General features: G+C 69.3%; 8 protein-coding genes. All 8 read left to right on the forward strand.

The window, feature by feature from the left end; all coding sequences use genetic code 11:
- Positions 1 to 16 precede the first annotated feature (16 nt).
- Complete coding sequence (nuoL, locus tag FO059_RS07480) at positions 17 to 1975, forward strand: NADH-quinone oxidoreductase subunit L (protein ID WP_143910539.1); 1959 nt, start codon at positions 17 to 19, stop codon at positions 1973 to 1975.
- On the forward strand, positions 1972 to 3594 hold the full coding sequence (locus FO059_RS07485) for an NADH-quinone oxidoreductase subunit M (protein ID WP_143907673.1): 1623 nt from the start codon (positions 1972 to 1974) through the stop codon (positions 3592 to 3594). Before nuoL ends, FO059_RS07485 begins: the two co-directional genes overlap by 4 nt.
- Before the next feature lie 11 nt (positions 3595 to 3605).
- On the forward strand, positions 3606 to 5228 hold the full coding sequence (nuoN, locus tag FO059_RS07490; protein ID WP_143910540.1) for an NADH-quinone oxidoreductase subunit NuoN: 1623 nt from the start codon (positions 3606 to 3608) through the stop codon (positions 5226 to 5228).
- Positions 5229 to 5461: 233 nt separating this feature from the next.
- A complete protein-coding gene (locus tag FO059_RS07495) occupies positions 5462 to 6757 on the forward strand; it encodes a hypothetical protein (protein ID WP_282451573.1) in 1296 nt (431 codons plus the stop codon).
- Positions 6754 to 8160: a lipase family protein gene (locus FO059_RS07500; RefSeq protein ID WP_143907674.1), complete on the forward strand. Its 1407-nt coding sequence runs from the start codon at positions 6754 to 6756 to the stop codon at positions 8158 to 8160. The genes FO059_RS07495 and FO059_RS07500 overlap by 4 nt, the downstream gene beginning before the upstream one ends.
- A gap of 46 nt (positions 8161 to 8206) precedes the next feature.
- The gene (locus FO059_RS07505) at positions 8207 to 9529 is read left to right on the forward strand and encodes an NAD(P)/FAD-dependent oxidoreductase (protein ID WP_210416612.1); all 1323 of its coding nucleotides are present in this window, start codon (positions 8207 to 8209) and stop codon (positions 9527 to 9529) included.
- 527 nt (positions 9530 to 10056) lie between these two features.
- Positions 10057 to 11052, forward strand: a complete 996-nt coding sequence (locus tag FO059_RS07510; protein WP_143907678.1) for an MFS transporter — start codon at positions 10057 to 10059, stop codon at positions 11050 to 11052.
- Complete coding sequence (locus tag FO059_RS07515; protein ID WP_143907680.1) at positions 11049 to 11471, forward strand: GNAT family N-acetyltransferase; 423 nt, start codon at positions 11049 to 11051, stop codon at positions 11469 to 11471. The genes FO059_RS07510 and FO059_RS07515 overlap by 4 nt, the downstream gene beginning before the upstream one ends.
- Positions 11472 to 11664: the final 193 nt, after the last annotated feature.

The following is an 11664-nucleotide window of genomic DNA, read 5'->3' on the forward strand; positions in this document are numbered from 1 at the left end:
GGCGATGGCGGGGGGGATGACCGGCGGCGCCGCGTCGGTGCTGTGGCTCGTGCCCGCGCTGCCGGCGGCGGGCGCGCTGCTGCTGTTGGTGGTCGGGCGGCGCAGCGACCGTTGGGGGCATGTGCTCGGGTGCGTCACGGCGCTGGCGTCGTTCGGGCTCGGCCTCGCGTTGTGGGCGCAGATGCTGGGCCAGGACCAGTCGTCCCGCGGGGCGGACCAGGATCTGTTCAGCTGGGTTCCGGTGGCGTCCTTCCACGTCGACTTCGGCCTGCTTCTTGACCCGCTGTCGCTGTGCTTCGTCCTGCTGATCACCGGGGTCGGCTCGCTGATCCACATCTACTCGATCGGCTACATGGCGCACGGCCCCGACCCGGCCGGACGGTTCGCCGGGAACGCGCCCGGCCGGCGGCTGTTCTTCGCCTATCTCAACCTGTTCCTGGCCGCGATGCTCGTGCTCGTGCTCTCCGACAACTACCTCGGGCTGTACCTGGGCTGGGAGGGCGTGGGCCTGGCCTCCTACCTGCTCATCGGGTTCTGGCAGTACCGGCCCACCGCGGCCACCGCGGCCAAGAAGGCGTTCGTGGTCAACCGCGTCGGCGACATGGGGATGGTCATCGCCATGATGATCATGTTCGCCACCGTCGGATCGGTCGGCTTCGGCGACGTGTTCGGGGCGGCCGGCGCCATGGGGGAGGGCACGCTCAACGCGATCGGCCTGATGCTCGTGCTCGCGGCCTGCGCGAAGTCGGCCCAGGTGCCGCTGCAGTCCTGGCTGGGCGACGCGATGGAGGGCCCCACGCCCGTCTCGGCGCTGATCCACGCGGCGACGATGGTCACGGCCGGCGTCTACCTCATCGTGCGCTCCGGGCCCGTCTTCGACCTCGCAGAGGGTGCGCGTACCGCGGTGCTCGTCGTGGGGACGGTGACGGTGCTGTTCGGCGCGATCATCGGCTGCGCCAAGGACGACATCAAGAAGGCGCTCGCCGCGTCGACGATGAGCCAGATCGGATACATGGTGCTGGCCGCGGGGCTGGGGCCGGCCGGTTACGCGTTCGCCATCCTGCACCTGCTCACCCACGGCTTCTTCAAGGCGGGACTGTTCATGGGCGCCGGCTCGGTGATGCACGGGATGCACGACGAGGTGGACATGCGCCGGCTCGGCGGGCTGCGCACGGTCATGCCGATCACGTTCATCACCTTCGGCCTCGGGTACCTGGCGATCATCGGGATACCCCCGCTGTCCGGGTTCTTCTCGAAGGACAAGATCATCGAGGCCGCCTTCGCACACGGCGGTGCGGCGGGCACGGCTCTCGGCGCCGCGGCCATCGTCGGCGCCGGGCTCACCGCCTTCTACATGACGCGCGCGATGCTCATGACGTTCTTCGGCGAGCGGCGCTGGCAGCCCACGCTCAAGGAGTCGACCGGCGAGGTGAGCATGCCGGAGCCGGAGGAGGCGCCGTCGTCGATGACCGTGCCGATGATCGTGCTGGCGCTCGGGTCGATCTTCGCGGGCGGGCTGCTCACCATCGGCGACCGGCTGGAGCACTGGCTCGAGCCGGTGGTGGGCACGGCGCACAGCGAGCCGCCGATCCCCGTCTGGGCGATCACGGTCATCACGCTGGCCGTGGTGCTCGTCGGCGTCGGCGCCGCCTACCGCGCCTACGCGCTGAGGCCGGTCCCCGCGACGGCGCCCGGCGACGTCTCCGTGCTGACGACGGCAGCGCGCAAGGACCTCTACGGCGACGCGTTCAACGAGGGCGTGTTCATGCGTCCCGGCGCGGCGCTGACCGGATCGCTCACCGTGGTCGAGCGCGGCGGTATCGACAGGATCGTCGACGGCGCCGCGGCTGCCGCGATGGCGTTGTCCCGTGCGGCCCGGCGGGTGCAGACGGGGTTCGTGCGCAGCTACGCGCTGACGATGTTCGCGGGGGTGGCGATAGTGCTGGCCATCGTCGTTCTGGGGAGGGCGTGGTGAACGGATTCCCCTGGCTCACGGTGCTGTGGGCGCTGCCCGCGGCCGGCGCGTTCGGCGTGTTCGCGGTGCCCCGCGGGCGGCCGGCTGTCGCCAAGGCGGTCGCACTGGGCGTCGCGGTGGTGACACTCGCCGTGGCGGTGGGCCTGGCGGTGGGCTTCGACACCGGGGGCGCCCGATACCAGTTCGTCGAACAGCACCAATGGATCCGTTCGCTCGGCGTGGGCTACCACCTGGGTCTCGACGGCATCGGCCTGGCGTTGGTGCTGCTCACCGCGGTGCTGGTGCCGCTAGTGCTGCTGGCCGGCTGGCACGACCCGGGCGACGACGGCCGGCGGGCGCACACGTATGTGGCGCTGGTACTGGCGACCATGGCCATGGTGATGATCTCGTTCACCGCCCTGGACGTGTTCCTGTTCTACGTGGTGTTCGAGGCGATGCTCGTGCCGCTGTACTTCCTGATCGGCGGCTACGGCCAGGACGCGCGCGAGGCCGGTGCACGGTCGCGGGCCGCGGTGAAGTTCCTGCTGTACAACCTGCTCGGCGGGCTGATCATGCTCGCCGCCGTGATCGGGCTGTACGTGGCCACGGCGGGCGAGGACAGCCCGTTCAGCAGCGGGACCTTCGACCTGCCCGCCATCGCGCAGGCAGTCTCCTCGGGGGAACTGGCGATCTCCGCGCCCGTCGCCAACGCGCTGTTCCTGGGCTTCATGTTCGCCTTCGCGGTCAAGGCGCCGTTGTGGCCGTTGCACACCTGGCTGCCGGACGCGGCCGTGTACACCACGCCCACGGTCGCGGTGCTCATGATGGCGGTGGTCGACAAGGTCGGCACCTTCGCGATGCTCCGCTTCGCCATCGAGCTGTTCCCGGACGCGGCGCGGACCTTCGCGCCGTGGATCGTCGGACTCTCGGTGGTGGCGGTGGTCTACGGCGCCATGCTCGCCATCGGGCAGCGCGACGTGATGCGCTTGATCGCATACACGTCGATCTCCCACTTCGGGTTCATCATCCTGGGCATCTTCGCACTCACCAGCCAGGGGCAGTCCGGTTCCACGCTCTACATGGTCAACCACGGAATCTCGACGGCCGCGCTGTTCCTGATCGCCGGGTTCCTGGTCACGCGGCGCGGCACGCGCGCCATAGCAGCGTACGGCGGCATTCAGCGGGTGGCGCCGGTACTCGCGGGGACCTTCCTCGTGGCCGGGATGGCGACGCTGTCGCTGCCGGGACTGGCGCCGTTCATCAGCGAGTTCCTGGTGCTCATCGGCACGTACACGCGCTACGGCGCCGCGGCGATCATCGCGACGGCGGCACTGGTCCTGTCCGCCGTCTACATACTGTGGCTCTATCAGCGAGTCATGGGCGGCAGGACGGACGAGGGCAACAGGCACATCCGTGACCTGCGGCCCAGGGAGATCGTCGTGGTCGCGCCGCTGATCGTGCTGCTGCTGGTGCTGGGGCTCTACCCCAAGCCGATCCTCGACGTGATCGATCCGGCGGTCGAATCCACGCTGACGTCGGTGCACTCGTCCGATCCGCCGCCGACGGTGCCCGGAGGAGTTCCCGCGGTGGCCGAGGGGCCGGGCGACGGTCCCGCCGACCGGGAAGGTGCGCACCCGTGAACCCAGTGCGAATGCTCGCGGCGGCAGCGCCGGCGCCGGACATCGACTATGCGGCGCTCTCGCCGATGATCGTGGTGTTCGCCGCCGCGGTCGTCGGTGTGCTGGTCGAGGCATTCGCGCCGCGTCGCGGAAGGTTCACGGCCCAGGTCGTACTCAGCGGCGCGGGGCTGATCGGCGCGTTCGCAGCGGTGATCGCCCTGGCGGGGACCGAGCGCACCGTCATGGCCGGTTCGGTGACGATCGACGGTGCCGCCTTGTACCTCCAGGGAACGATCCTGGTCGTCGGGTTCCTGTCTCTCATGCTCTTCGCCGACAGGCGCCTGGCGGTGCGTGGCCGGTCGCGGGAACCCGCCGCGGCGGGGGCGGGAGCACCGTTCTTCGCTCCGCAGGCGTCCGCGATCCCCGGGGGCGCGGACGAGGCGCTCGCGCGGCGGGCGGGGATCGTCCAATCGGAGATCTTCCCGCTCGCGATGTTCTCCGTCGGCGGCATGATGCTGTTTCCCGCATCGGCCGACCTGATCACGATGTTCATCGCCCTCGAGGTGCTTTCGCTGCCGCTGTACCTGCTCTGCGGGCTCGCGCGGCACCGGCGCCTGATCTCGCAGGAGGCGGCGCTCAAGTACTTCCTGCTGGGCGCGTATTCCTCGGCGTTCTTCATCTTCGGGGCGGCGCTTCTCTACGGCTACGCCGGCACCGTGTCGCTCGACGGCATCGCCGAAGCCGCGCGGGTGGGCGTCGGCACCGGCGGCCCGGGCGGCGCGACGGTGCTGGCGCTCGTCGGCGCGGGACTGCTCGGCATGGGGTTGCTGTTCAAGGTGGGCGCGGTGCCGTTCCACTCGTGGATTCCGGACGTGTACCAAGGGGCGCCCACCCCGGTGACCGCATTCATGGCGTCGGCGACGAAGATCGCGGCCTTCGGCGCGCTGCTGCGGGTGTTCCTGGTGGCGTTGCCCGCGCTCCACGACCAGTGGCGTCCGGTCCTGTGGGCGGTGGCGATCGCGACGATGATCTTCGGTTCCGTCGTGGCGCTCACGCAGACCGACATCAAGCGGATGCTGGCGTACTCGTCGGTGTCGCACATCGGGTTCATGCTCACGGCGGTGGTGCCCGCTTCCGACGCGGGGCTCTCGGCGGTGCTGTTCTATCTGGCCGCCTACGGTGTGAGCGCGGTCGGGGCCTTCGCGTTGGCGGGGTTGGTGCGGGGTCCTGCGCCGGACGGTTCCGGGGACGGACTCGCGCCCGAAGCGCCGGACACCGCGAAGTGGGCCGGCCTGGGAAGGCGCCACCCGGTGTTCGGCTCGGCCTTCGCGCTGCTGCTGCTGGCCTTCGCCGGCATACCGCTCACCAGCGGTTTCGTGGCGAAGTTCGACGTGTTCGCCGCGGCACTCAGCGGTGGCGCGACGGCCCTCGTGATCGTGGGCGTGGTCTGCAGCGCCATCGCGGCGTTCTTCTACGTCCGGGTCATCGTCCTGATGTTCTTCGGCGAGCCCGACGGCGACACCCCGGTCGTGGCAACGCCCGGCGCGCTCACCGCGGCCGCAGTATCGGTCAGCGTCGTCGTGACGATCGTGCTCGGAGTGGCGCCGCAGCCGCTTCTGGACCTCGCGGACAGGGCGGCGCCGTTCTTCGGCTGACGGCGTCGGGAGGCGGGCGGTCTTCGTCGCGATCGCCGTCGCCGTCGGTATGCGGGGTTACGGTGTTCCTGCGACGGCGCGTTACGGTATTGCTGCGCGTGCCGCCGCGGCAGGAGCAGAGCGGTCCACGGTGACCGCGCCACCGGAGGCCGGTGCAGGGGCGCGCGATGACTGGAGGGGCGAGGGTGAACTCGATTACAGGGGCGACGTCTGTGGTGGGCGCGCGTATGGCGATGGGGCGAACGGCGCGTGCATTGGCAGCGCCGTCGGCGGCGCTTCTGCTGGTGACGGGGGTTTCGACGTCCGCGGCGGTGGCAGTGGGCCTGCCCGGAGTGGCGTCGGCGGACCCCGCCGCCGGGGCGGTGTCCCAGGATCTGCAGCAGTACCTGGACCTGCCGCTGGTGAATCGGGACGCCGCGCACGGTCCGGGCGGGGTCAACCCGGCCCTGCCCTACGACGAGGCCGAGCTGGGCGCGCTGCTCGACCAGGCCCGCAGCGCGGGCATCGCACCCACCCGGTACGCGGCGCTGCTCTACCAGTACCGGCTGGTCGACGTGAGCAACGCCGCCGGGATCGACCTGGCGCAGTGGGATCCGCGCGCCGGCGCGCAGGCGAACCGCCAGAACCTCATCGATTCCTACAAGTACTACGAGGACCTGCAGCTGCAGCATCGGGAGCTGCAGTGGGCCGGCATGGGCGGCCTGGTCGGCGGCGACTTCGGCGGCGGCCTGCTGGACTTCGAACTGCTCACCGACGTCTACCAGTATCCCGGCCTCTCGCAGGCGGCCAACACGGTGGTCTCCCGCGTGCTGGAGGCCGGCGGACGCGAGGCCGCGGCGCAGCTTCCGGAGGGGCTGCGTGCCCTGGCGGAGGTGGGCGCCACCGTGACGCCCGAGGACCTGCACTGGGTGCTGGGCATGATCCTGGTGATGCAGAAGAACATCTTCTCCGACCTCATGCCGATGCACCAGGCGTACGTCACCGAGGGGCTGCCGGCGCTCGAGGAGATGGAACGCGCCGGGCTGTTCGGCGCGGACATCATGCAGGCGTGGCGGGACATCGCCTCCGGCGACCCCGATCGCGTCTCCGACGGCAACGGGGTGCTGCTGCGACGCGAGCAGTACACCGTGATCGGCGACCAGTGGGACCAGGTGCGCGGGTACAAGGGCGCGGTCGGCGCGGCGATCACGTACGCGACCACGATCGCGGCGACGCCGTCGGTGGCCGGGGTCGTGCCGCCGCGCGAGTTCCACCCCATCGAGATCACCCGGCCGCTGCCGGACGGGCGCACCGCCACGATCACCACGCCGTTGCCCGACTGGAACTGGTCGGTGTTCGACGAGCGCTGGGAGTACATCAACGCTCAGCTGCTGCCCAAGTACAAGGCGATGGTCGTCGACGACTGGCCGGGGCTCGCAGCCCAGTTGAGCCGGCCGTACGCTGAGCAGTTGCAGCGCGGACGCCCTCTCCAACACATCCCCGAGCTGCTGTTCTCCGCGGCCGCGGCGACGAAAGTGACGGTCTCATGACGACACCTGGAAAGATCATGCGGACCCGGCACGGTGCCGCCCCGGGCGCGGCACGTGCGCGCCGGTGGCTGGCCGTCGCGGGATCCGGGCTGGTGCTGGCAGGAACCGCCGCGCTCGGCGGCGCGGCGATGGGGGTGGGCGCCACCGCCGCCGCCGAACCCGAGGTGCGCACCCCGGGGCTCGACGAGGTCTTGACGCCGTACGTGCAGAGCACTTTCACCGACGGCCGGATGGCCACGCCCGGTGAGGTGATCGACGGTCTGCGCGCAACTGATGCTTTTTACGCCGAGCCGCCCCTCACCGGCACCGAGGCGCCGGGCACGCTGCTCAAGTGGAAACCGGTGCAGGTGCAGTTCGGCGGCGTGCGCCCGGGCAACCTCGACGCCTACAAGATCATGTACGTCACCCGCGGCGTGCAGGAGCAGCCGGTGATCAGCACCGGCATCGTCATGATCCCCGCGGGGGAGTCCGGCGCGGCGGACCCGAGTGCGCTCATCGGCTACCAGGAGGCCAACGACAGCGTCGGCGCCGGATGCCACCCGAGCACGCAGTGGACGGGGGGCGACCAGATTGATCCGGCCGCCCATTCGGCGCTGGGACCGCTCGCCCAGATGTTCAGCAAATCGATGGCGGTGGTGATCAGCGACGTCGGAAACGACGCCGATCCGTCGCCGCACGGCGTGTTCGCCGGGCAGTTCAGCGGCCGGGCGAACCTCGACGGCATCCGGGCGGCGCTGCAGGTGCCCGACGCCGACCTGCCGGCCGACATCCCGATCGGTTTGTTCGGCATCGCCGGCGGCGGCGTCGGCGCGGCCACGGCGGCCGAGATCCAGCCCCGGTACGCGCCCGAGCTCGACGTGCGCGCCGCAGTGCTCGAGGGGATGGTCGTGGACCAGCGCAACTTCATGCGCGTCGCCGACGGCTCGGTGGGATCGGGATTCGCCTTCGCCAACCTGCTGGGACTCGAGCCCTGGTACCCGGAGATGAAGATCGACGAGAAGCTCACGCCGCTCGGCAGGCAGATCGCCGATTTCTACCGCACGCAGTGCCAGCTTTCCTACTTCTCGATGCCGTTCGTGCCGCTGCACCTGCTGTTCACGTCGGGTCTTGACCCGGCGGACATCCCCGACTTCCAGCACGCCTACGACGACAACGTCCTCGGGCGCTCGGCGCCGGACGCGAAGGTGCTCATCACCTCGTGCGGCGCCGACGATTCGCCGATGTCGCTGGTGCCGGCGAAGGACTCCCGCGAGCTCGCGGAAAAGTACCGGGCCGGCGGGACCGACGTGACCTATGCGCCCAGCGACTGCTCGATGGAGAAGCTGCTCAGCGATCCCTACGGCTGGGGCACGGATCTGTTCGGCATGCAGACGGTCGACTGGCTGGCCGCGACGGTGGAGTAGGCGATTCAGCAGGCTGAGCGTCGGCGTATCCATTACGGTCGGATTCGTGGTGGACGACGTGCAGACCGATGACGGCTCCTCGGACGGTAGCGGCACCGCGCGGGTGTCGCGCTGGGACGTGGTGGTGGTGGGCGGCGGGTTCGCGGGCGTCGCCGCGGCGACGCGACTCGGCCAGGCTGGCGTGGACGTATTGCTGATCGACGCCAACGACTACCACCAGTTCCAGCCGCTGCTCTACCAGGTGGCCACATCACAGATCGGCATCTCCGAGGTGGCGCGCCCATTGCGGTCGATGTTCCGGCGTCAGGAGACGGTGCGCGTGGCCATCTCGGCGGTCACCGGCATCGATGCCGGGGGCCGCACGGTGACGCTCGACGACGGCACCGTGTGCGCCGGGCGGGCGCTGGTGATCGCGACGGGCGCCCAGGCGAACTTCTTCGGCATCGACGGCGCCGCCGAGTATTCGTACCCGCTGTACTCGCTCGACGACGCGGTGCGGCTGGCAGGGGGCATGCTCAGCGCGCTCGACGAGGCGGACAGGCTCTCCGCGCCGCGCGACCCCATCGACCTGGTGGTGGTGGGCGGCGGCGCCACGGGAGTCGAGTTCGCGGGGGCGGCGGCGGAGAGCCTCGCCTCCGCCGTCGCGGCGGTCTTCCCCGGCGATTTGGCGGCGCGCACGACGGTGCATCTGGTCGACATGGTGCCCACGGTGTTGGGCCCGTTCTCGGAGAAGTCCCAGAAGTACGCCCGTAGTGTGCTGGAGCGCGCGGGCGTGCGGTTGCATCTGGGCAAGGGCGTCACGGCGGTGCGCGGGGACGGCGTCACCCTGGAGGACGGCACGCGCGTGCCTGCGCGGATGGTGGTGTGGGCCGGCGGGCTCAAGGGACGCGACGTGCTCGCGGGCGCCGGCCTGCCCCTGGGCCGGGGAGGCCGCGTGGACGTCGCCGCCGACCTGACCGTCGACGGCCTCGACGGCGTGTACGCGCTGGGCGACTCTGCGAACATCACCGACGCCAAGGGGCGCGCGCTACCGCAGCTCGGGTCCGTGGCGCAACAATCGGGCAAGTGGGCCGCCCGGAACATCCTGGCCGACTTCTCCGGCCGGCATCGCGAGCCTTTCGCCTACCGCGACAAGGGGATCATGGCGATGATCGGCCGCGGGGCCGCGGTGGCCGAGGTCGGTCCGCGCCGCTGGAAGTTCAGGGGTCCGGCCGCGTTCGTCGCATGGCTCGGCGTTCACGCGGCGCTGCTCTCCGGGGTGTGGCAGCGGGTGGGCGCTGTCGCGTCGTGGAGCGTCGGGTACTTCACCAAGTACCGTCCCCAGGCCATGGTGGCGCACGTGGCCCAGGACCTGCGGCGGGGGAACTGAGGGCCGGCTCGGGGCGGAATCGCGGGCGGTTACACCACGTGCGAGTCCGCTTTGACGGGGTCCGCAGGCCGGTCTGTCGGAAGTCCCTGCGCGACCGGCTCTCATTCTGCAGTTTGACCCGCGGCTATGACAGCCTGGAGTGGCTCCACCGGGACGGAGAAAGTCGGACTCAGCCGACCCTAACCTCGAGGTGTCCGTGACCGCTTGACTTCAGGTCGCCTCGAGGTTGCGGGGTGATTGTGGGCGGCGTGCCTGCCCGGCGGTTGCCGGGGAGGGCGGGACGATGAGCGCGACAAGCCGCCCGACAGCGATTGGGGTCCGGGGCGGTTCACACTGCATCCGTCAATGACGCGGTGTCACAGACGAACTCGGCCACCGAGTTACACCACTGTATGGGGCACTACCTGAGCGTGAGAACGTCGGCGTGGTGGACGATGAACCGTCTGTCAGTGTTTGGGGTGGCCGGCCCAACCCGCCACTCCTACCGTGTCACCAGCATAATTGCTTCGACGCTATGACACCGCCGTTTGCTGTTCACGGCTGTCGTCCCCGCTCTCCTTACTGTCGCCCTGGCACTGAATCTGTCAAACTTGTGGGTCGCGCTGGCGACCATGCTGGTGGTGGGAGTCGGCGGAGCCATCTATTTCGGGCTGCGAGCGGCGATACTTCCGGAAGTCCTTCCACAGGAAGACATGTACATCGCCGGTCGAGCCCTGCTACGCGTGTCCTCCCAGGCCACACAGGTCATCGGATCGATCTCCGGTGGCGCCTTCGTACTCACCTTGGGGGCGAGCGGCGCGCTGTGGTTCAACGCTGCCTCATTCCTGCTGCTTGCTGCGCTGGTCTTCATCGGGATCCCGCGAGCGCTTTCGTTCTCTGAGCACGACGAGCCGGAGGCTGCAAAGCCGGGGATGCGAGCGGTGGCCGCCACGGTGTTACGCACTCCAGGACTGGTTGGTGTTCTGCTGATCGGATGGCTCGCTCCCTGTTTCGCTATCAGCGTAGAAACGCTTGCAGCCCCATACGTTTCGTCGATCGGACGCGATCCTGCGCTTCTCTCGCTGATACTCGCCGCGAGCGGCGCCGGCATGGTTGTAGGCGATGTGATCGCTTCCCGCATGCTCTCCGCAAGTGCGCGTACGCGGCTGATCCTCCCGGCCGCAGTGCTGTTCGTCGGCAGCTCAGTCGTGTTCCTGGCCGAACCGAACCTCGAAATCACTCTGGGCATTGTGTTCATCGCGGGACTGGGGATCATGTGCCTGCCCGGACTTGACTCCGCGACGATCAGGCTCACACCGAAGTCGGTGCGTGGGACCGTTCTGAGCGTTCAGTTCCTGATCTTCCTCGGAATCCAGGGTGTAGCAGCGCTTCTGTGGGGCGTGTTGGGCTCGACGATGGCTCCGAACATGGCGTTGGCGTTGATCGGGGCGCTGGGCATTGTCACCATCGTGGTTCTATACCTCGCCACCCACCGAGCCGTCGAAAGTGTCAAGGCCAATCAGGAGGAGGCAGTCGAATCGTGAGTGTTGTCATCGACTATCAGTTGTCCGTAGACGAGTTGAACCGCACCCTAGACTTCCTAATGGAGGACGCCTACTGGAACAGGTGGCGCAGTCGCGACCAGATCCGACAGCAGTTCGAGACCGCTTGGAAGGTATACGCGGTGCGCTCTTCTGAGACCGGAGAACTCCTCGGTACGGTACGCGTGTCCTCCGACGGCGTCAGCTACGGTTATATCGCGGACGGCTTCGTCTTCCCTGGACACCGCGGAGACGGCGTAGGCAGCACCGTACTTGAGGTACTGCTAGCGGACCCGGAGGCAGCAGACTTCCGTTGGATGCTCCACACGGCTGACGCGCAACCCCTATACTCCCGCTTTGGCTTCATCTCCTACGGCCCCACCTACATGGAACGCCCTAGTCGGCACAGCGCATCCCATTAGGGCTGAATCCCCTCCGGAATGTCGGGGGGATTCATGTTGCTGAGAGCTGTCCTGGCGAGTGAGAGGTTAGGGACGGCTGGGTCCGAATTTCTCCGTCGCGGTTGGGCCGAGTTGGGTTGACATGGCCAGGCCCGCGGCACGGGGATGGGCGCGCGGCAGAGACGGCCAGCGCACCCCCGAACCGCGCAGTGCT

Origin of the sequence: Tomitella fengzijianii (assembly GCF_007559025.1) — a bacterium.
Classification (GTDB): domain Bacteria; phylum Actinomycetota; class Actinomycetes; order Mycobacteriales; family Mycobacteriaceae; genus Tomitella; species Tomitella fengzijianii.

Bases quoted from the DNA above. Each gene is read 5' to 3' on its own strand.
- FO059_RS07495 (WP_282451573.1), top strand. From the start codon at position 5,462: ATGGGGCGAACGGCGCGTGCATTGGCAGCGCCGTCGGCGGCGCTTCTG.
- nuoN (WP_143910540.1), top strand. From the start codon at position 3,606: ATGCTCGCGGCGGCAGCGCCGGCGCCGGACATCGACTATGCGGCGCTC.
- nuoL (WP_143910539.1), top strand. From the start codon at position 17: ATGACCGGCGGCGCCGCGTCGGTGCTGTGGCTCGTGCCCGCGCTGCCG.
- FO059_RS07500 (WP_143907674.1), top strand. From the start codon at position 6,754: ATGACGACACCTGGAAAGATCATGCGGACCCGGCACGGTGCCGCCCCG.